General features: G+C 61.8%; 18 protein-coding genes. 8 read left to right on the forward strand and 10 right to left on the reverse strand.

What is annotated here, in order from left to right; genetic code table 11:
* Positions 1-123 precede the first annotated feature (123 nt).
* Positions 124-348, forward strand: a complete 225-nt coding sequence (rpsU, locus tag KKY_RS12160) for a 30S ribosomal protein S21 (protein WP_041529391.1) — start codon at positions 124-126, stop codon at positions 346-348.
* Between the two features lie 101 nt (positions 349-449).
* Here rpsU and KKY_RS12165 read toward each other — a convergent pair whose 3' ends face one another.
* The 8 genes from KKY_RS12165 to KKY_RS12195 form a co-directional block, all read right to left on the reverse strand.
* Entirely contained in the window at positions 450-791 is a 342-nt protein-coding gene (locus KKY_RS12165; RefSeq protein WP_014131657.1) for a hypothetical protein, read from the reverse strand.
* A gap of 1 nt (position 792) precedes the next feature.
* Positions 793-1,599, reverse strand: a complete 807-nt coding sequence (locus KKY_RS12170; protein ID WP_014131658.1) for an alpha/beta hydrolase — start codon at positions 1,597-1,599, stop codon at positions 793-795.
* A 55-nt stretch (positions 1,600-1,654) separates the two neighbouring features.
* Complete coding sequence (locus tag KKY_RS12175; RefSeq protein WP_014131659.1) at positions 1,655-2,299, reverse strand: DsbA family oxidoreductase; 645 nt, start codon at positions 2,297-2,299, stop codon at positions 1,655-1,657.
* Positions 2,300-2,427: 128 nt separating this feature from the next.
* Entirely contained in the window at positions 2,428-3,831 is a 1,404-nt protein-coding gene (locus KKY_RS12180; RefSeq protein ID WP_041529393.1) for an NAD(P)(+) transhydrogenase (Re/Si-specific) subunit beta, read from the reverse strand.
* Positions 3,832-3,838: 7 nt separating this feature from the next.
* Entirely contained in the window at positions 3,839-4,141 is a 303-nt protein-coding gene (locus tag KKY_RS12185) for a proton-translocating transhydrogenase family protein (protein ID WP_014131661.1), read from the reverse strand.
* Positions 4,141-5,664: a Re/Si-specific NAD(P)(+) transhydrogenase subunit alpha gene (locus tag KKY_RS12190; protein WP_014131662.1), complete on the reverse strand. Its 1,524-nt coding sequence runs from the start codon at positions 5,662-5,664 to the stop codon at positions 4,141-4,143. Before KKY_RS12190 ends, KKY_RS12185 begins: the two co-directional genes overlap by 1 nt.
* 60 nt (positions 5,665-5,724) lie before the next feature.
* Positions 5,725-5,898 (reverse strand): aa3-type cytochrome c oxidase subunit IV, encoded by a 174-nt coding sequence (locus KKY_RS20040; protein WP_014131663.1) that lies wholly within the window; start codon positions 5,896-5,898, stop codon positions 5,725-5,727.
* Between the two features lie 42 nt (positions 5,899-5,940).
* A complete protein-coding gene (locus KKY_RS12195; protein ID WP_014131664.1) occupies positions 5,941-7,746 on the reverse strand; it encodes a M3 family oligoendopeptidase in 1,806 nt (601 codons plus the stop codon).
* Positions 7,747-7,928: 182 nt separating this feature from the next.
* On the opposite strand from KKY_RS12195, the gene KKY_RS12200 reads away from it, so the two are divergent.
* Complete coding sequence (locus KKY_RS12200) at positions 7,929-8,855, forward strand: SDR family NAD(P)-dependent oxidoreductase (RefSeq protein WP_041528744.1); 927 nt, start codon at positions 7,929-7,931, stop codon at positions 8,853-8,855.
* Here KKY_RS12200 and KKY_RS12205 read toward each other — a convergent pair.
* Entirely contained in the window at positions 8,801-9,763 is a 963-nt protein-coding gene (locus KKY_RS12205; RefSeq protein WP_014131665.1) for a LysR substrate-binding domain-containing protein, read from the reverse strand. The two genes, KKY_RS12200 and KKY_RS12205, sit on opposite strands and share 55 nt — an antisense overlap.
* Before the next feature lie 169 nt (positions 9,764-9,932).
* On the opposite strand from KKY_RS12205, the gene KKY_RS12210 reads away from it, so the two are divergent.
* The 4 genes from KKY_RS12210 (at position 9,933) to dxs (ending at position 17,152) form a co-directional block, all read left to right on the forward strand.
* The gene (locus KKY_RS12210; protein WP_014131666.1) at positions 9,933-11,414 is read left to right on the forward strand and encodes a sigma-54-dependent transcriptional regulator; all 1,482 of its coding nucleotides are present in this window, start codon (positions 9,933-9,935) and stop codon (positions 11,412-11,414) included.
* A 142-nt stretch (positions 11,415-11,556) separates the two neighbouring features.
* Entirely contained in the window at positions 11,557-13,221 is a 1,665-nt protein-coding gene (locus KKY_RS12215) for a L,D-transpeptidase family protein (protein ID WP_014131668.1), read from the forward strand.
* Positions 13,222-13,489: 268 nt separating this feature from the next.
* The gene (locus tag KKY_RS19655) at positions 13,490-15,112 is read left to right on the forward strand and encodes a peptidoglycan L,D-endopeptidase MepK (RefSeq protein WP_148264176.1); all 1,623 of its coding nucleotides are present in this window, start codon (positions 13,490-13,492) and stop codon (positions 15,110-15,112) included.
* A gap of 63 nt (positions 15,113-15,175) precedes the next feature.
* Positions 15,176-17,152, forward strand: a complete 1,977-nt coding sequence (gene dxs / locus KKY_RS12225; RefSeq protein WP_041528745.1) for a 1-deoxy-D-xylulose-5-phosphate synthase — start codon at positions 15,176-15,178, stop codon at positions 17,150-17,152.
* A 112-nt stretch (positions 17,153-17,264) separates the two neighbouring features.
* Here the strand turns inward: dxs and KKY_RS12230 are convergent, their stop codons facing one another.
* The gene (locus KKY_RS12230) at positions 17,265-17,546 is read right to left on the reverse strand and encodes a DUF2312 domain-containing protein (protein ID WP_014131671.1); all 282 of its coding nucleotides are present in this window, start codon (positions 17,544-17,546) and stop codon (positions 17,265-17,267) included.
* Between the two features lie 241 nt (positions 17,547-17,787).
* Here KKY_RS12230 and KKY_RS12235 point away from each other — a divergent pair, with 241 nt between their 5' ends.
* Both KKY_RS12235 and pyk read left to right on the forward strand, forming a co-directional pair.
* The gene (locus KKY_RS12235; RefSeq protein ID WP_244404011.1) at positions 17,788-18,225 is read left to right on the forward strand and encodes a DUF1036 domain-containing protein; all 438 of its coding nucleotides are present in this window, start codon (positions 17,788-17,790) and stop codon (positions 18,223-18,225) included.
* The gene (gene pyk / locus KKY_RS12240) at positions 18,222-19,658 is read left to right on the forward strand and encodes a pyruvate kinase (protein WP_014131673.1); all 1,437 of its coding nucleotides are present in this window, start codon (positions 18,222-18,224) and stop codon (positions 19,656-19,658) included. The genes KKY_RS12235 and pyk overlap by 4 nt, the downstream gene beginning before the upstream one ends.
* Positions 19,659-19,729 lie beyond the last annotated feature (71 nt).

Raw genomic sequence — 19,729 nt, forward strand, 5'->3', positions numbered from 1 at the left:
CCCGACTCTTCTGTTAACAACCGCGGCCACGGTGACCGGCAAGTGTCGGTCGGCGCTGGAATGCTTTTGGCCTCCGGCGTTTGATATCAGCCGAAATTCTAACCGAAAGGGCGGGTGTTCCGCGTGCAAGTAGTCGTTCGCGATAACAATGTCGATCAGGCGCTCCGAGCGCTGAAGAAGAAATTGCAGCGCGAAGGTGTGTTTCGCGAAATGAAGCTGCGCAACTATTACGAGAAGCCCTCTGAAAAGAAGGCACGGCAGAAGGCCGAGGCGATCCGCCGGGCCCGCAAGCTTGCTCGTAAGCGTGCACAGCGCGAAGCTGGTGTTGTAACCGGCGGTCGCCGCTAAGAGGGCTTCGCAAAGCGCGAAACGTTCTTGGTATCTGCGACTGTTCGACATGAACGTATTTGCAGAAAAACGCCGCCTCCCGGGGCGGTGTTTTTATTTGCTCAATCGCCGGCAGGCATCTGAAGGATCGGCATCACCTCGACACCCTCGCCCGGAAAATGGGTGAAATGGGCGTGATTGCGAAACATCTCCGCAGCCGCCTCGTGGTCGGGCGCTTCAACGATCATATAGGCCGCGGCCGTATTGGTGATATCGGCAACTCCACCCGGGCCGATCTTCTTGGTCTTGCCGAGCGGTCCGCCTGGATCGACAACGCGCGAGGCGTTGGCATCCATCCATTCGCCCCAGGCTTTCATACCCGCCGCTTCATCGACCCGACCTTCGGCCTGCGCCTTTTCGGTGGCCGTCGCCGTCCCGGTATAGATCGCCAGAAATTTTGCCATTTCAGCCTCCCCGAGCCGTTTCGGCAAAGAACGCCTGAGCCCGCTCCCAGATCCCTCGCGCCCAGAGATCGGAATGGTCGGCGCCCTCCTCGATCCAGATATCATAGGGATTGGGCGCCTCCCCGTACAGCCGCTCCCCGTTCGATACGCTGACCGTCATATCCGCAGTTCCATGCGCCACGAACACCGGCTCCTCCACCGCGCCGATCCAGTCGTTGGACCGGAACTGGTCGAGCATCAACCAGGCGACTGGCGCAAACGGGTAGCGTTCGGCGGCGACGTTGACGGCTGAATAGAACGGGGTCTCCAACAACAGCGCCCCTGCCTCACGCTGGCTGGCTACCCATACGGCAGGAGAGGCGCCCAGCGACCGGCCCCAGATGACGATCTGATCCTCGCGTCGGGCCAGCCAATCGAAAGCCCCCATGGCATCGGTCAGGATGTTGTCCTGGGTGATCTCGCCGGGTGAGAGCGGAAAGCCGCGATAATCGACGGACAGCAAGCCGTAGCCCGCCGCAGCAAAGGCCAGGAAGCGCTCGTACTCGGCTGAAAAGCTCCCCGAATTGCCCTTGAGGTAAAGGATGGTCGGTTCCTCACCCGAAGGCGGCGCGTACCAACCTGTGATGATTTCGTCATCGCCCGTCGGGATGGTGACAATTTCGGCATCGAGGCCGACGGCGATGGGGTCGAACGTCTCTCCCGACGGATTGAAGAAAAACGCCCGCTGGTTGACGTACAGATAGGCCAGCAGCCCGCAGTAAACGACAAAGAAGAAGACCAGAACACCGATAGCGATCTTCTTGAGCATTTATGATTTCCTCCCGGCGGCCTCTATCCCTGATACCGCCGGGCAAGAGGTTCGTCTAGTTCAGCGCCTCTTCCCCCAGCGCCACGCGGAACGCCCGCTGGAAAACCTCGAGCGGCTGACCGCCCGAAATGGCGAACTGGTTGTTGAAGATGAAGAACGGAACGCCGTTGATACCCTGCTGGCTGGCCGAAACCGCCATGGCCTTCGTGGTGTTGTTCTCCGCCTCGTCGGCAATTAGGTCGAGTGCCGCTTGGCGCTCAAAGCCGTGTTCCGTGGCGATATCGGCCAGGAGTTCCTCGTCGGTGATGTTCCTGCCGTCAAGGAAGTATGCAGCGGCAAACGCCTTGGCCAGGCCATACTGGTGCTCGGGCGCCGCCGAACGGATCAGCGTGTGCGGCTTGATGGTGGGATAGCTCATCGGCTGTACGCTCATGTCCAGAGGCACCCCGGCGTCCCGCGCCGCAGCCTGAACACGCGCCTGCATCGCTTCGATATCGCCACCATATTTCGCCTTTAGCCGTTCCTTGGTGTTCTGCCCCTCTTCCGGCGTCGTGGGATCGAGCAGGAAGGGATGGTGCAGGATCTCGACGTCGATGTCCTCGGGCAATGTCGCCAGCGCCTGATCGAGCCGCGCCGTGCCGATCAGGCACCACGGGCAGACGACATCGGTGAACAGATCGATGCGAATGGACTGGGTCATCGTGTATCCTTTACGTTGCCGCCAACATGGCCACTCCGGCCGAACCGCTCAAGTACGCACAGCGATGTAACTGAAATAAAAAAAGGCCCGGGATCGCTCCCGAGCCTCAAACGCTGTCAGCATGGTGATCAGTGATTGATCGCCTTGACGATGGACTCGGTCATCTTCTTGGCGTCTCCGAACAGCATCATTGTGTTGTCGCGGAAGAACAGCTCGTTCTGAACGCCTGCATAGCCGGCCGCCATGCCGCGCTTGATGAACAACACGGTGCCCGCCTTTTCCACATCGAGAACCGGCATGCCGTAGATCGGCGAGGTCTTGTCGGTCTTGGCCGACGGGTTGGTGACGTCATTAGCGCCGATCACGAACGCCACATCGGCCTGGGCAAACTCGGAGTTGATATCCTCAAGCTCGAACACTTCGTCATAGGGCACATTGGCTTCGGCCAACAGCACGTTCATGTGCCCCGGCATGCGACCCGCCACCGGGTGAATCGCATAGGAGACATCAACGCCCGCCGCCTTGAGCTCATCGGCCATCTCGCGCAGTGCATGCTGGGCCTGGGCCACCGCCATGCCATAGCCGGGCACGATGATGACTTTCGACGCATTGGCCATGATGAAGGCCGCGTCTTCGGCGGAACCCTGCTTGACCGGGCGCTCTTCCACATCGCCAGCGGCCGCGGCGGCATCGTCGCCCCCGAACCCGCCAAGGATGACCGAGATAAAGCTCCGGTTCATGGCCCGGCACATGATGTAGGAGAGGATCGCACCCGAGGACCCCACCAGCGCGCCGGTGATGATCAGCGCGGTGTTACCCAGCGTGAACCCGATACCGGCAGCCGCCCAACCCGAATAGGAATTGAGCATGGAAACGACCACGGGCATGTCCGCCCCGCCGATCGGGATGATCATCAGGCCACCCAGCGCCAGCGCGATGAGGGTGATGACCCAGAACAGGATCGGATCCTGCGTCACCGAGAAGACACCGATCAGGATGACCAGAAGGGCACCCAGACCCAGATGGATCAGATGCCGGGCCGGCAACAGGATCGGCTTGCCGCTCATACGCCCGTCGAGCTTGGCGAACGCGATGACCGAACCGGTGAAGGTGAAGGCGCCGATGGCCGTGCCAATGCTCATTTCGATGAGCGCCTGCACATGGATATGGTCAGGCTCCCCGATGCCGAACGCAACCGGCGCATAAAGCGCCGCCGCCGCCACGAACACGGCGGCAAGACCGACCAGCGAGTGGAAGGCGGCGACAAGCTGTGGCATGGCCGTCATCGGCACACCGCGCGCGATGAACGCCCCGATGCCGCCGCCGATGGCCAGCCCGCCGATGATCAGCACCCAGGCGAACGGATCGGTGGGCGCTGCGATGGCCAGCGTGGTCAGAACGGCAATGGTCATGCCGACCATGCCCATCGTATTGCCCCGGCGCGCCGTGGTGGGCGAGGAGAGCCCGCGCAGCGCGAGAATGAACAGTGCCCCGGCGACCAGATAGGCCAGGGCCGCGATATTTGCGGAAATCATGGTCCTAGCCCTTCTTCTTGTACATCGCCAGCATGCGCTGGGTGACGAGGAAGCCCCCGAAGATATTCACCGATGCGAGGATCAGCGCGATAAAGCCGAACCAGCGGGCCGGCCCGGGTTCACCCACACTGGCCACGCCAACGGCAAGCAGCGCACCCACCACGATCACCGAGGAGATCGCGTTGGTCACCGCCATAAGCGGGGTATGAAGGGCCGGCGTTACCGACCAGACGACGTAGTAGCCCACGAAGATCGCCAGGACGAACACCGAAAGAAAAAAGAAAAAGGGATCGACGACACCGCCCATTATACGTCTCCATCCGTCTTTTTGGCCGCAGGCTTTTTGGCTGCGGGTTTTTTGGCTGCTGTGCTCTTTGCCGCCGGTTTGCTCGCCGCAGCGCTTTTTGCTGCGGGCTTTTTCGCCGCGGACGCCTTGGGCGCCGCCGCATTCTTGGCCGCCCCCGATTTCGTGGCAGGCTTGGCAGCCGGCTTTTCCTCGGCCGGAACCGAAACGGCCCCAGCGGTCGCGACCTTGGCCGCCCGGCCTTTGCCAGAAGCCCCCGTCTTGGCCGGAGCCTTGGCTGCCGGCTTGCTTTCGGCCTTCGGCGCGGCCTTTCCGGCCGCCGCCTGGCCGGTCGCAGCGGTCTTGGCCGGCGCCTTTGCAGTGGCTTTGGCAGGCGCCTTTTTGGCAGGAGCCGCAGCAGCAGATCCGGCAAAGTTCGGATGCACCACGGCCCCGTCGCGGGTCAGGAGCGTTGCCTTGACCAGCTCGTCCTCCCAATCGACCTTGAGCGCCTTGGCGTCCTTGTCGATCATGGTTTCAAGGAAGGCCAGAAGGTTCTTGGAATAGAGCTGGGAGGCCGTCGCGGCGATCTTGCCCTGAAGGTTAAGCAGCCCGATGATCGTTACGTCCTTGTGAACGATCGTCTGGCCGGGAACCGTCAACTCGATATTGCCACCCCGCTCGGCGGCCAGGTCGACAAGCACCGAACCCGGCGCCATCGATTCAACCATCGCCTTGGTGATGAGCTTGGGCGCCGGACGCCCGGGGATCAGCGCGGTGGTGATGACGATGTCCTGCTTGGCGATGTGGCCCGACACCAGTTCGGCCTGCGCCGCCTGCTCGTCCTTGGTCAATTCGCGCGCGTAGCCGCCCGCGCCAGAAGCATCCTTGAGCGCCTCGGTCATGATGAACTTCGCGCCCAGCGATTCCACCTGCTCGCCCGCTGCGGCCCGAACGTCGGTGGCCGAGACGGCTGCGCCCAGACGCTTTGCCGTGGCGATAGCCTGCAGCCCGGCAACCCCGGCCCCCATCACGAACACCTTGGCGGCGCGAACGGTGCCTGCCGCCGTCATCATCATGGGCAGCGCCCGGTCATAAACCATCGAGGCTTCGATAACCGCCTGATACCCGGCAAGGTTGGCCTGGCTGGACAGAATATCCATGACCTGGGCCCGCGTAATGCGCGGCATCAGTTCCATGGCGAAAACCGAAAGTCCCGCCTTGGCCAATGCAGCCAGCGCGGCTTCATTGCCGAACGGATCGGCAGTGGCCAGCACAAGCGCGCCCTTGGCGGCACCGGTCAGCGCCGACGCCTCGGGGCGCCGGACGGCAAGGATCACGTCGGCGCCCTTGACGGTCGCGGCAGCGCCCGCCTCGACCTTCGCCCCGGCGTCGGTGTAGAACTGATCGAGGATGCGCGACGCTTCCCCGGCTCCCTTTTCGACGCTGACAGTCGCGCCAAACCCGATGAGCTTGGCGATCGTCTCAGGCGTCGCGGCAACGCGGGTTTCGCCCCCCGCGCGCTCGCGCATTACGGCAATTTTCATGAAACTCTACCTCTTATGGCCGGCAGCAAGGAATGGCCACTTCCCCCTGAGTCCGGAGGTCTAGTGGATGAAGATCAGATACAGGATCACCAGTATTGCTGCCGTGGAGATCACACTCCACTTGGTGCCGGAAAGGAATGCCGCATAGGTGCTCGTGTGCTCCTCGAATTCCTTTTCCTTCTGCTTTTCGCTGATCGGCTTGTCTGAATAAGTTGCGACCTGTTGTTCGGCCATCGCAGCTTTCCCCTGAATTACTTGAGTCTGAATTGGTGCCCTTTAGGGCTGAGTTTGTTCCAGTTCGTCAATGAGTCTTTCGATCATGGACAGTCCCAGCGACCAGAATTGCGGATCACGGGCATCCAGTCCGAACGGTGCAAGCAGCTCCGAATGATGTTTCGATCCCCCGGCGCTCAGCATGTCGAAATATTTCTCGGCAAACCCGGCACTGGACTTTTCATACTGTGCGTAGAGCGAGTTCACAAGGCAATCGCCGAACGCATAGGCATAGACGTAGAAGGGCGCGTGGATGAAATGCCCGATATAGCTCCAAAGCACTTCATAGCCATCGTTGAGCCTGATCCCCGGTCCGAGGCTTTCGGTTGAGATTTCCATCCAGAATGCATCGATCTCTTCGGGCCGCAATTCGCCCTCGCGCCGCGCCAGATGAATCTTGCGCTCCAGCGTGTAGAACGAGATTTGCCGCACGACGGTGTTGAGCATGTCCTCGATTTTTGAAGCGATCAGCGCAAAGCGCTGCTTGGGATCGCTCGTCGCATCGAGAATGGCACGGAAGGTCAGCATTTCCCCAAAAACGCTTGCCGTTTCCGCCAGCGTCAGGGGCGTGGGTGCCATGAGCTCGCCCTGCCCCGCCGCCAGCCGCTGGTGCACACCGTGGCCCAACTCGTGAGCCAGCGTCATCACGTCGCGGGTGCGGCCCATATAGTTGAGCATCAGGTAGGGATGGGCCGTCGTCACCGTCGGATGCGCAAAAGCGCCCGGCGCCTTGTTGGGCTTGACCGCAGCATCGATCCACCCGCTATCGAAAAACGGCTGTGCCACTTCCACCAGCTTCGGCGAAAACCGGCCATAGGCGTCGAGCACTGTGGTCTTTGCCGTTTCCCAATCAAATATTCGGTCATCCGAGGTCGGCAGCGGCGCGTTTCGATCCCAGGCGTCCAGCTTGTCCTTGCCGAACCATTTGGCCTTCATCTGGTAGTAGCGATGCGAAAGGCGCGGATAAGCCTCGCGAACGGCCCTTTCCAATGCATCGACAACCTCACGCTCGACCGAATTGGCAAGGTGCCGGCTATCGGCCACATCCTCATAACCGCGCCAGCGGTCGGAAATTTCCTTGTCCTTGGCCATCACATTGGTGATGTGGGCAAACAGCTTCTTGTTGGCCGCAAGCGTCTTGGACAATCCCTTGAACGCCGCCGCGCGCTTGTCTTCCTGTTTGTCGCTCAAAAGGTTGAGCGTCTGTTCGAGCCCCAGCGTTTCGCCATCGACTTCGAATTTGAGCGAGGCCATCGTCTCGTCGAACAGTCGGTTCCAGGCAGCATGTCCGGTGACGTATTTGTCGTGGAAAAGCTCTTCCACCCGGTCTTCGAGCTGGTAGGGCCGAGACTTGCGCAGCTCATCGAACCACGGCTTGTAGCGCGCCAGATCGGCGCTAGCGGCAAACGCCGCGTCGAGCACCTCATCCTCGATCCGGTTGATCTCGAGCGTGAAAAACAGCGTCCGGGTCGAAAGGCCGGTCATCCTGTCCTGGGTATCGCCCAGAAATTTCACCCGGTCGCCATCGCCGGTGTTCTGCGCATAATTGAGATAGGCGAACGATCCCAGCCGCCCGAAAACCTCATCGAGCTTTTCATAACGCCTGACCGCATCGACCAGTCCGCCCTCTTTCGCCAAGCCGTCGAGCTTGCCCTTGTAATCCGCCTCGAACGCCTTCGTCTCGGTTTCGAGAAACGCCATATCTGCCTTGAGCGCGTCCGACCCAACGCCGGGATAGAGATCGCTCAGATCCCATTCGGGCAATTGGCCGAACTGGTTATGGGTCGATTGCGGTTGGGACAGGGGCATGGGCGAAATTCCGGCGGTTGGATTTGCGGCGACCTTAATCGCTGAGCGCCAGCGTGCCAAGCGCCCCCTGCCACGGGCACGATTGTGCGCGCGACCCACACAGGGCGTGCGAAATAATGGGGCTTATGAACACGACCAACCCCGCACACTATGGCGCCTGAAATCAATCAGGAGCCTTTGCCATGCCGGAAGCACCAAAACTGTCTCGCCGTCTGTTCTTTGGTGGAGCCCTGGCCGGGGCAGGTGCAGCAGGCGCCGCCGCCGGTGCACTGGCCGCAGGCGCGTTGCGCCGGGGACCCGACATCGTCAAAGTGCCCGGCGAGCAGCGACGGTTCGTGGGTCAATCCGTCATGATTACCGGCGCCACTTCAGGCATCGGGAGGGCTGCCGCCCTTGCCTTCGCCGCCGAGGGCGCCCGCGTCAGCTTTTGTGGGCGCCGCGAACATCTGGGAACCGGGCTCCAGGCAGAGATCGCTGCCACCGGCGGAGAAGCCGTATATATCCGCGCCGACGTGCGTGATCCCGAGTCCGTGACAAATTTTATTGCCCGAAGCCTTGAGCATTTCGGTCCACCAGATATCGCTTTCAACAATGCCGGCATCAGCGCCAGCCAGCCCTTCCACGAAACACGCCTCGAGGACTGGAACGATATCCAGGATACCAATGTGCGCGGTGTTTTTCTGTGCATGCAAGCCCAGATCCCGCTGATGCGGGAGAATGGTGGCGGCACTATCCTTGTCACCTCCTCGGCCAATGCCGAGGGAGCCCGGCCCGGCCTTGTTGCCTACAACGCATCCAAACGGGCCTTGGTTGGCCTTGTCCAGACCGCGGCGCTCGAATATGCGGCTGACAACATCCGCATCAACGCCCTGTGTCCCGGAGCCACCGATACTCCGATGATCCGACGCCAATCCGGCATGGAGAACGCGCCAGACGCCGTCTGGCAGGCTGGTGTAGGCGTCTGGGCTCAATCCAACGTCCACGCCCTCGGGCGCGTTGCGTCTGCAGAGGAGATGGCCCGGGCCGCCCTGTCCCTGTGCGCACCCGAAATGACTTATCTTACAGGGTCGGCCGTGTTCGTCGATGGCGGAATGACGGCCGCGCTTTGAGCGGTCCGTGCCGTCACGAAGGCAATTAGGGCAGCAAGCTTGGCAAGTTTTTGCCGCCGTCCGGAATAATAGAGGAAAAGGCCCGAGGTCATGGGCCAGTACGGCCCAAGAACAGGCACCAGCACACCGGAAGACACAAAGTGCTCTGCCAGCGGCGCGGCTGCGTGTATGAGCCCCGCGCCGGCGACCCCGGCGGCAAGATTGGAGGTGGCGTCGCTGACGGTAAGACCTCCGACGACGGCAAAATCGCGATGCTCGCCGTCCATGATCAGGCTCCATGGCTGGACGTGTCCGTCCGCACCGCGAAACCCGACGCAAGTGTGAAAATCGAGGTCACCGGGAGCGACAGGCTCACCACGCGAGCCGATATAGGCGGGACTGCCAAAACAGCCGATGGGGAACGGCTCGGTCAACCGGATCGCCACGGCGTCGGGATCGAGCATCTCGCCAAACCGCACGCCGGCGTCGAACCCCTCCTGGAAGACCGGATCGAAACTATCGCTCGCATGCACCTCCACGCGGACGTCCGGGTACTTCGCCATGAAGGGCGCCACAATGTCCTGGACAAGCTTCGGCGCAACGGCGATCGGTACATTGAGCCTGAGTTCTCCTGACACCTCGGTCGCCAACAGTTCGATCGTGCCGATGGCGTCGGCAATGCCATCAAGGGCAGGCAGGAGCGCCTGGCAAAATCTGACCCCGGCCTCGGTCAGCCCGACCTGCCGGGTGGTCCTTGCAAACAGAGCAACTCCCAAACGGTCCTCCAGCGACCGGATCGCATGGCTCATGGCAGAAGGCGAAATGCCCAACTCTCGTGCCGCGGCCCGGAAGCTAAGCGTTCTCGCAAGGACGCTGAAGGCGATCAGGCCGTCCAACTGGTCCTGCCGCAAGGGTTTTGTCCGCTGCATCGCCGCTCCATAGATTCCCCGCTGTGATGCCGACATTATCTTCATCGCATCCGATGTTCCAGCAGGCCCACCCTTAAAACCCTGTTAATCGATCGCGCCTAGCCTGCCCCAAATCGGCACACTCTCGATTCGCGTGTGCCGGCGTTTGTAGGCTGGAGTTGCGTTGCATATGCATAAGGTTCTGATCGTCGACGATGATCCCATTCAATCTCGTCTGACCTCGGAAGTCGTCGCCAAGGCCGGGTTTACCGCGCTTACAGCAGATTCCGGCGCAAAGGCCCTCGATATGCTCCGCACAAGACCGGGCATCGGCGCCATGGTCCTCGATATGGTCATGCCCGAAATGGACGGCATGGCGGTGCTCGAGGCCCTGCGGCGGGAAACCATCGCCATCCCGGTCATCGTCCAGACCGCCCAGACCTCTCTCGACACCGTCATCTCCGCCATGCGGCTTGGGGCCGTCGATTTCTTCGTCAAACCCGTCGCCCCCGAGCGCATCACCATTTCCCTGCGCAATGCGCTAAAGCTCGGAACGCTCGAATCCAGCCTCAAGGCCGAGCGCGCCCGGCGCGAGGGCAGCTTTTCCTTTGCTCACATCATCACAAAAAGCGATGCCATGACGCGCACCATGGCGCTGGGCAAAAAGGCGGCCGCCAGCACCATTCCCGTTCTGATCGAAGGTGAATCCGGGGTGGGCAAGGAGTTGCTGGCGCGCGCCATCCAGGGTTCAGGCGATCGTGCCGGCAAGCCATTCGTCACCGTCAACTGCGGCGCCATTCCCGCCAATCTCGTGGAATCGATCCTGTTCGGCCACGTCAAGGGCGCCTTTACCGGCGCCGTATCCGACGCACCGGGAAAATTCCGCGAGGCTCACAACGGCACGCTGTTCCTCGACGAAGTGGGCGAACTCCCCCTCGATACCCAGGTCAAGCTGCTGCGCGCCCTCCAGGAAGGCGAAATCGAGCCGGTCGGCGCCTCGCGCCCCGTAAAGGTCAATGTCCGCGTGATCTCGGCCACCAACCGGCGCCTGCTCAACCTAGCCCGCGACGGCGCGTTCCGCGAAGACCTGTTCTACCGCCTCAACGTCTTTCCCATCTATCTGCCGCCCCTGCGCGAGCGCCGCGACGACATCGCCGATCTGGTCGATCATTTCATCGCCCGTTTCGCCGCCGAAGAGGGGCGACGGGTCACAGCGATTTCATCGCAGGCGCTGGAGATGCTGAGCGGTTTTGATTGGCCCGGCAATATCCGCCAGCTCGAGAACGCGGTGTTCCGTGCCGTGGTCCTTGCCGAACATCCAGTTCTTTTGCCCGAGGATTTCCCGCAAATCCTCGCCGCCGACAAAGGCAGAGATGCCGCTTTTGGCAACCGCGTTTCCAGCTTTACCCCGCCGGCGCCCGTTCATATCGACAACGCTCCGGCGCTGCCGCGCATGCCTGACGCCGCGCCTATTGCCATTCCCGACAGGTTCCTGGATGCGACCGGAAACGTCTTGCCGCTTGCCGATATCGAAAAGGACCTCATTGCCTTCGCGATCGATCACAATGCCGGCCGCATGGCCCAGGTCGCCCGCCAGTTGGGGATCGGGCGTTCGACTCTCTACCGCAAACTCAAGGAGTACGGGCTTGAAGGAGACACCAATGTTGCCTGAAAGCCGCAAACACCCAACGAACCCGTTCACGAAGCCGGCACGTTGCTTGCGGGACGAAACAAAGCCGGTAAACTTTACCAGGTTCGCGCACAGAAAAGATTCGCCGGCAGGGCGAGCGGGTGCGCCGATGGCTTGGTGCGGCATGAAAAAGTTTTTGAACTCCGGGCTCAAAACGCTCCTTTTGGGAGCATTCGCGGGCATTTCGCTTTTGAGTTTCAGCGCGACGGCCACCGCGTTTGAGACAGTGCTGGTCGACGGCGTCCAGGCGACGCGGATAATGATCGCGCCCCCGCGCAACGGGCTGGAAAAGACCATTCGCGACGGTTTGCGTGACGCCATGGCCCAGGCGCCTTCCGGCCGCGCCGCCGACGATGCATCCCAGCTTTACTACTTCTACGGCGCACGCCATTTCGAACCGCTCTGGCTGACCGAGAGCAATGACGGCATCGCTTTTTCGGGCGCGGCCGAGCAGATTTTGACCGTCTTCAAGGATGCCTATCTCCAGGGCCTTGATCCGGCCGACTATCTGATCGACATGGAAGCGCTCGATGCGGCCGCCAACGATCCGGCAGCGCTCGCGGCGCTGGAAGCGGAATTCTCCGCCTCCATCCTGCGCTATGCCAACGATGCCCATACCGGAAGGCTCGATCCGCGCTCGGTGTCGGGTTATATCGACGTTGCGTCCAAAAGCGTCGACGAGGCCGAACTCTTTTCCGCCGTCGCCACCGCCTCCGACCCCGCCGGGGTGCTGCTGAGCTACCATCCGACCCACCGGGAATTTGTCGCTCTGCGCGACCTGCTGGCCCGCCACTACGCCGGTGAGATCGAGGATCTTCCTCCCATCGGCGAAGGCAAACTCATCAAGCTGGGCATGCTCGACGAGCGCGTACCGGTTTTGCGCGAACGGATGGGCCTGCGCCTCACGCCGGACGCCGACCCTCTGGTCTATGATGACGAACTTGCTTCGGCCGTCGAGGCGTTCCAGACCACAATGGGCCTTAATCCCGATGGCGTCGTCGGCCCGGCCACAATTGCCGCAATCAACGGAGCAAATGGTGCCACCCGCGGCGATATCGTCGCCAATATGGAACGCTGGCGCTGGATGCCCGAAGACCTCGGAGACTTTAACGTCTTCGTCAACATTCCCGAATTCCGCCTCGACGTGAACCGGGAGGGCCGCTCGGTCTGGAACACACGCGTCATCGTGGGCACGGCCAAGAACCAGACGCCAATGTTTTCCGACATGATCCGGCACGTGGTGACCAACCCCTATTGGAACGTGCCGTCCTCGATCCTGAGCGCCGAAATCTTCCCTCAGGTCGCGCGCAATCCCAATTACATTGCCAGCCAGAACATGGAACTGCTCTATCAGGGCAACGCCATCGACCCCTGGATGGTGGACTGGTCGCGCGCCAGCCCGTCAATGTTCCGCGTGCGCCAGAAGCCGGGCACGTCAAACGCCTTGGGTCAGGTGAAATTCCTCTTCCCCAATTCCCATGACGTCTATCTGCACGACACCAATGCCCGCTATCTTTTCGACCGCTCCATGCGGGCGCTCAGCCATGGCTGCGTTCGGGTACAGGATCCGTTCGGCTTCGCCGAAGCCCTGCTCCAGCATGAACCCAGCCTCACTGTCGCATCGCTCGAAGGCACGCTCGGCGGCAGCGAACGCTGGTTCAACATGGACCAGCAGGTTCCAGTCCATCTGGCCTATTTCACCTTGCGGATCGACGCGGACGGAACCGTGAGATCGTTCTCCGATCTCTACGGGCACAACGCCAGGATCATTGAAATGCTTGAGCTTTAACGGGTCGGACCAGCACGCCCGTTAAGCCTTGGGTAAGGTTTCCGCCATTCTCACGCCCCTTTTGCCGATAATATCGGATCGATATTCGGGCAGGATCGGCCCGGTCCTCCGGGCGCAACGATTCATGGGCAGGGCACAGGGGTGGCGTACACATCCCGTTAGCGTTAACAATCTCGCATGAGTTTGTTGTTAGGGTGCCGTCGAGTTTGACACAAAAACGGGCTAACCGGGCGTGACGCGTAGGGGTTTCCAACCAGTGGATCGGATCGTGCGGGCAATCTTGGCCGCGGCAATCGCAATGGCCAGTCTTTTGCCTTTCGCAATGCCGGTCCAGGCCGCCAACGAGCGCGAGATCTACCTCTATTATACTCACACCAAGGAAACTATCCGCATCGTTTACAAGCGCGATGGGCGCTTCATCCAGTCCGCGCTCGATCGCTTGAACGTCTTTCTGCGCGACTGGCGTCGGAACGAACCCGCCGAGATGGACCCCGCACTGTTCGACCTGCTCTGGGAAGTCTATCAGGAAACACGCGCCACCCAGCCCATCCATATCGTTTCCGCCTACCGTTCGCCCCAGACCAACGCCATGCTGGCCGCCAATTCGTCCGGCGTTGCCGACAATTCCCAGCACATGAAGGGCAAGGCGATCGATTTTTTCATTCCCGGTGTCCCCATAGCCACCCTGCGCGCGGCCGGCATGCGCAAGCAGATCGGTGGCGTGGGCTATTACCCCACTTCGGGCAGTCCGTTCGTGCATCTCGATACCGGTTCGGTTCGCGCCTGGCCGCGCATGACCGAGGCCCAGCTTCGCGACATCTTCCCCGATGGCCGCACCATGCACATTCCGTCCAACGGCCGCGTTTTGTCCCAGGAAGGCTATCAGCTCGCCCAGGCCGAATGGCAGCGGTGCCATCGCGTACCCTGCAACGCGGGCAGCCCCATGACCGGCGGTGCGATCCAGGTTGCCGACGGTGATCGTCCTCGCACGCTCTGGGACATGATAACCGGTGGCAACGACAACAATTCAACGCCCCAGCCTGCCCCACAAGCTGTGGCTTCGGCGCCCGCGCGACCCGAAACGGTTCAGGCTTCCGCCCCCGCGGCGCCAACCCAACTCGCCGAAAGCGAGCCTCCTGCTCCCCCGGTCCGCCCGGCCGACCTGATCGCCGGCACCATGGTGGCCGATGCGCCGGCCGAGCCCCGGAACATCCCGTTCCAGGTGATCGACGCCGCCGAAATGACCCGTCAGGTCGCCATGGCCGATACCGGGGACATCGAGGATGCGCCCCTGCCGCCGTCCATGTCGCGCGCCCTCGCCGAACAGCGTGCCACCACGCCATCGGCCTACGCGCCCTCGGGTGGCGGAACGCTCGAAATCGCCAGCATCGACGATGCGCCCATCCCGCAACCGCGGCCCCGGTTTGCGCCCGCCGTAACGGCTTCGGCCACACCATCCGCGCCGCTTCCAACTGCCGATCTGCCCATGCGCCCCAGCTTCGGCGATGCCATCCAAGCCGCTTCGACAGAGCCCGTGTCCGACCTTGACGCTTTCGCCTCGCTGTTCGAAGGCGTTTCCATGCCGAACCCGGAAACCGCCGCCGGGGCAGAGCCAGATGCCGCCACTGCCAACGCCATGGCCAGTCTTGCCGTCGACTCCGGGGAACTCTTTGCCCCCTCACTGGCGTCGTCCGGCACCACACTTTTCGCTTCCGCTTCACTCTCAAGCAGCCGGTTTGCCTTCGAAGGAGCCCCAGGCGCTCCTGAACCGGCCGCCGAGGACGTCATGTTGGCCAGCGGTTTCACCCGCACCGCTTCGCTGGGCAATTCGAGCTCGCGGTTTACCCAGGGCCAGACCATCTGGGTCCATTACGACAGCCAGGCGAACTGACACAGTCTTGTCCTCTTTGGTTGCCAAAACGGCGCCGGCTGACTACATCAGGTCAGCACGGTGATGCCGTCTGAAGTAAGTCACAAGGCCAACCAAGTGTCCGATAAACCTGCCACTCCGCTGCTCGATACCATCGGCTCCCCCGCCGACCTCAAGGCATTGAAGCGTGACGAATTGATCGAGCTCGCAAATGAGTTGCGCGCCGAAGTGATCGATGCAGTCTCGGTGACCGGAGGACATTTGGGGGCTGGTCTTGGCGTTGTCGAACTGACCGTCGCGCTGCATCACATTTTCGATACACCCAATGACCGCATCATTTTCGATGTCGGCCATCAGGCCTATCCGCACAAGGTGCTGACCGGCCGCCGCAATCGCATTCGCACCCTGCGCCAGAAGGACGGACTTTCGGGCTTCACCAAGCGCGGCGAGAGCGAATACGACCCCTTCGGCGCCGGTCATTCGTCGACCTCGATCTCGGCTGGTCTCGGCATGGCCGTGGGATCGGATCTAAAGGGCGAAAAGCGCAACGTGGTCGCCGTCATCGGCGATGGCGCCATTTCCGCTGGTATGGCCTACGAAGCCATGAACAACGCCGGCGCCATGGACGCCCGCCTCATCGTCATATTGAACGACAACGACATGTCCATCGCACCTCCCACCGGGGCGATGAGCGCCTACCTCGCCAAGCTGGTGTCCGGCCCCGCTTATCGCGGCCTGCGCGATGCAGCCAAGCAGTTCGTCGACAGCGTCATGCCTCCATTCATCAAGGACAAGGCACGCAAGACCGAAGAATACGCCCGCGGTTTCTGGACCGGCGGCACGCTGTTTGAAGAGCTGGGTTTTTATTATGTCGGCCCGATCGACGGCCACAATCTCGACCATCTTCTGCCCGTGCTGCGCAACGTCCGCGACGCCGAAACCGGCCCGATCCTGATCCACGTCGTGACGCAAAAGGGCAAGGGCTATGCCCCGGCCGAGGAATCGGCGGACAAATATCACGGCGTTTCGAAATTCAATGTCATCACCGGCGCCCAGGCCAAGGCGCCCTCCAACGCACCGTCCTACACCTCGGTCTTTGCCGACAGCCTGATTGCCGAGGCGCAAAAGGACGAGGCGATCGTCGCAATCACCGCCGCCATGCCCGGCGGCACCGGTATCGACAAGTTTTCAAAGCACTTCCCCGAGCGCAGCTTCGATGTGGGCATCGCCGAACAGCATGCCGTGACCTTTGCTGCCGGATTGGCGACCGAAGGGCTGAAACCCTTCTGCACGATCTATTCGACCTTCCTGCAACGCGCCTATGACCAGGTCGTCCACGACGTGGCCATTCAGAAGCTGCCGGTGCGCTTCCCCATCGACAGGGCCGGTTATGTCGGGGCCGATGGCCCCACCCATGCAGGCTCGTTCGATATCACCTATCTCGCCACCCTGCCCTCCATGGTTGTGATGGCCGCCGGCGACGAGGCCGAATTGCGCCATATGGTGGCAACCGCCGCCGCCTATGACGATGGACCCATCGCCTTCCGCTACCCGCGCGGCGAAGGGGTCGGCGTGGAAATGCCGGAAGCCGGCGTTCCGCTGACCATCGGCAAGGGGCGCGTGCTCAAGGAAGGCACGACCATCGCTCTGCTCTCACTCGGCACTCGTCTTGCCGAATGCATGGCCGCCGCCGAAACGCTGGGGACGTACGGATTTTCGACGACGGTGGCCGATGCCCGCTTTGCCAAGCCGCTCGATGAGGAATTGCTTGCCCGCCTCGCCCGTGAGCACGCCGTATTGATAACCGTCGAAGAAGGCGCCATTGGTGGTTTCGGATCGCATGTGGCGACCCGGATGGCTCAACTCGGCCTGCTCGACAACGGCTTGAAATTCCGCCCGCTCCTCATGCCTGATCGCTACATCGAACAGGCCGGCCAGGGCGATATGTACGCTCAGGCGGGGCTGGATCGCTCGGGAATTGTCGCGACCGCACTCACCGCCCTGGGCGACGAGACCAACGCAGCCCAGGTGCTCCGGGCCGCGGGTCGCGAAATCGTCTAGAGCGCTTCCAGGATAAGTGGGCACCACTTATCCTGGAAGCGCGACAAGACAAGGACTTGGAGCAATTGAAGCGATTCCAAGAAGCGCTGAAATGCTCTAGATTTTTCGCCGCTTATTCGGCCGCCTCGTCGTATTCGGCTTGTGAGCCTGCATCGGCCATGCCAAGCGCGTGCATATAGAGATCGAGGATCGCTTCCTGCTCGGCGCGCTCATTGCGGTCCTGCTTGCGGATCCGCACGATCTGCCGCATCACCTTGGTGTCGAAGCCCGACCCCTTGGCCTCGGCATAGACTTCCTTGATATCGTCCGCGATGGCCTTCTTTTCTTCTTCCAGCCGTTCGATCCGTTCGATGAAGGCGCGCAACTGGTCGCGCGCTATGCCGTGGTCAGCCATGTTTCAGTCTTTCCGCAAAGAAATTGTTTGAGCGCCCTATCAATCCCATCGGCAAGGCGACTTCAAGTCATGCAGTGAAAAAGCCCACAAGGAAGGTTCGCCCCATTCCTCTCGCCTCGCTGTAGCCGTTCTCTGGATGCTATGATCGGGTAATGGCTCACCCCCATTGACATATCCGGACCCCTTGCCCAGAAACACCATGGCCTTCATTTTCCATACGCGACCCAACGCCGTGCATTTTATGTTCCGCACTCTCTTGATCGCCGCCGTCACGTTGCTCCCGGCATCGATCGCCTTGCCGCGCCCCGCCCTTGCCGATCTGCGTGTCTGCAACCAGACCCCGAGCACCATTTCCATCGCCTTCGGCTACCGTGCCGAATCGGGCTGGCAGTCGGAAGGTTGGTGGGTGGCGGGCGCCGATGCCTGCGCCATTGTCTATCAGGGCGATCTGACGTCACGATATTATTATCTCTATGCCGTAGACGATCTCGCCGGCGGCGCCTGGGACGGCTCGGTGTTTATGTGCACCCAGGATTCGAGTTTCACCATTTTCGGTGTCGAGGATTGTCTGGCCCGTGGCTACGAGCGCACTGGCTTTTTTGAGATCGACACCCAGGGCCGCACCGATTGGACCATGCAATTGACCGAAAACAATTCAAACAGTCTGGATCCGCAATGAAAAGATCGCGCCGCGTAAAGATCGTCGCAACCCTCGGGCCGGCCTCCAACGACCCAAAAGTCATCGAGGAACTCGTCCGCGCCGGGGCAGACGTCTTCCGCATCAATATGAGCCACGCCAGCCATGACGTCATGCGCGACACGGTGGCCAAGATCCGCGCCGTCGAGCGCAGCGTGCGCTACCCCATCGGCATTCTCGTCGACCTCCAGGGTCCCAAGCTGCGCATCGGCTCTTTCGCCGAAGGATCGGTTATGCTTGCCAAGGGCGAGACCTTCACCCTCGACACCTCTGATGCCCCCGGCGACAAGACGCGCATTCACTTGCCCCATCCCGAGATCTTTTCCTCGGTCAAGACCGGCGATCGGCTGTTGCTCGATGACGGCAAGATCGAGTTGCGCATCTCGGCCATTTCCCCCGAAGCGATCAACACCACAGTCGTTTACGGCGGCAAGCTTTCGGACAAGAAGGGCGTCTCCCTTCCCGATACCATCCTCTCGGTGGGCGTCCTGACCGAAAAGGATCGTGCTGACCTCCAGGCCGCGCTCGGCGAGGAAATCGACTGGATCGCCCTCTCCTTCGTCCAGCGCCCCGAAGACATGATCGAAGTGCGCAAGCTCGTCCAGGGCCGCGCCGGCGTTCTCGCCAAGATCGAAAAGCCCCAGGCGATCGACCGGCTCGAAGAAATCATCCGGCTGTCGGACGCCATCATGGTGGCCCGCGGCGATCTGGGTGTGGAAATGCCGCTCGAAACCGTGCCCGGAACCCAAAAGCGCATCACCCGCATGTGCCGGCGGCTCGGCAAGCCGGTCGTCATCGCCACCCAGATGCTTGAATCCATGATCACCGCGCCGGTGCCGACCCGTGCCGAGGTCTCGGACGTCTCCATTGCCGTTTTTGAGGGCGCCGACGCCGTCATGCTTTCGGCCGAGAGCGCATCAGGCTCCTACCCCGTTCAGGCCGTCACCACGATGAACAATATCGCCGAAGCCGTCGAACAGGATCCTCTCTATCCGGGCATCATCCGCTCCCAGGCGACCGAACCCGAAGCGACCGCCGCCGACGCCATTTCGGCCGCCACCCGGCAGGTCGCCGAAACGCTCGATCTCGCGGCTATCGTCACCTATACCTCTTCGGGCTCGACCGGCATCCGTGCGTCGCGTGAACGGCCCTCCAAGCCGATCATCGCACTGTCGCCCAAGCAGACCACCGTGCGCCGCCTCTCGATCGTCTGGGGGCTCCACTGCGTCCAGACCGAAGACGCGATCTCGCTCGACGACATGGTCGATCGCGCCTGCTCGATTGCCTATGTGGAAGGTCTTGCCCGTCCCGGCGACCGCGTTGCGATCACAGCCGGCGTGCCACTGGGCACCCCCGGCGCCACCAACATGTTGCGCATAGCCTTTGTCGGCCAGGACGGCGCCGGCGGCTCCTGAAGCCGCAGGCAGCACCATTTGAAAGGGCCGGAAAGCAATTTTCGGCCTGTTTTTTGTGCAATGACAAAGCA

This window comes from Pelagibacterium halotolerans B2 (assembly GCF_000230555.1).
In the GTDB taxonomy this organism is placed as follows: Bacteria; Pseudomonadota; Alphaproteobacteria; order Rhizobiales; family Devosiaceae; genus Pelagibacterium; species Pelagibacterium halotolerans.

What these genes read in the sequence shown, in the direction of transcription:
- KKY_RS12175 (WP_014131659.1), bottom strand. Translation starts at nt 2,299, where the DNA reads ATGACCCAGTCCATTCGCATCGATCTGTTCACCGATGTCGTCTGCCCG.
- KKY_RS12215 (WP_014131668.1), top strand. Translation starts at nt 11,557, where the DNA reads ATGAAAAAGTTTTTGAACTCCGGGCTCAAAACGCTCCTTTTGGGAGCA.
- KKY_RS12170 (WP_014131658.1), bottom strand. Translation starts at nt 1,599, where the DNA reads ATGCTCAAGAAGATCGCTATCGGTGTTCTGGTCTTCTTCTTTGTCGTT.
- KKY_RS12205 (WP_014131665.1), bottom strand. Translation starts at nt 9,763, where the DNA reads ATGCAGCGGACAAAACCCTTGCGGCAGGACCAGTTGGACGGCCTGATC.
- KKY_RS12195 (WP_014131664.1), bottom strand. Translation starts at nt 7,746, where the DNA reads ATGCCCCTGTCCCAACCGCAATCGACCCATAACCAGTTCGGCCAATTG.
- KKY_RS12230 (WP_014131671.1), bottom strand. Translation starts at nt 17,546, where the DNA reads ATGGCTGACCACGGCATAGCGCGCGACCAGTTGCGCGCCTTCATCGAA.
- KKY_RS12210 (WP_014131666.1), top strand. Translation starts at nt 9,933, where the DNA reads ATGCATAAGGTTCTGATCGTCGACGATGATCCCATTCAATCTCGTCTG.
- KKY_RS12165 (WP_014131657.1), bottom strand. Translation starts at nt 791, where the DNA reads ATGGCAAAATTTCTGGCGATCTATACCGGGACGGCGACGGCCACCGAA.
- KKY_RS12190 (WP_014131662.1), bottom strand. Translation starts at nt 5,664, where the DNA reads ATGAAAATTGCCGTAATGCGCGAGCGCGCGGGGGGCGAAACCCGCGTT.
- KKY_RS12200 (WP_041528744.1), top strand. Translation starts at nt 7,929, where the DNA reads ATGCCGGAAGCACCAAAACTGTCTCGCCGTCTGTTCTTTGGTGGAGCC.
- dxs (WP_041528745.1), top strand. Translation starts at nt 15,176, where the DNA reads ATGCCGTCTGAAGTAAGTCACAAGGCCAACCAAGTGTCCGATAAACCT.
- KKY_RS12185 (WP_014131661.1), bottom strand. Translation starts at nt 4,141, where the DNA reads ATGGGCGGTGTCGTCGATCCCTTTTTCTTTTTTCTTTCGGTGTTCGTC.
- KKY_RS20040 (WP_014131663.1), bottom strand. Translation starts at nt 5,898, where the DNA reads ATGGCCGAACAACAGGTCGCAACTTATTCAGACAAGCCGATCAGCGAA.
- pyk (WP_014131673.1), top strand. Translation starts at nt 18,222, where the DNA reads ATGAAAAGATCGCGCCGCGTAAAGATCGTCGCAACCCTCGGGCCGGCC.
- KKY_RS12235 (WP_244404011.1), top strand. Translation starts at nt 17,788, where the DNA reads ATGTTCCGCACTCTCTTGATCGCCGCCGTCACGTTGCTCCCGGCATCG.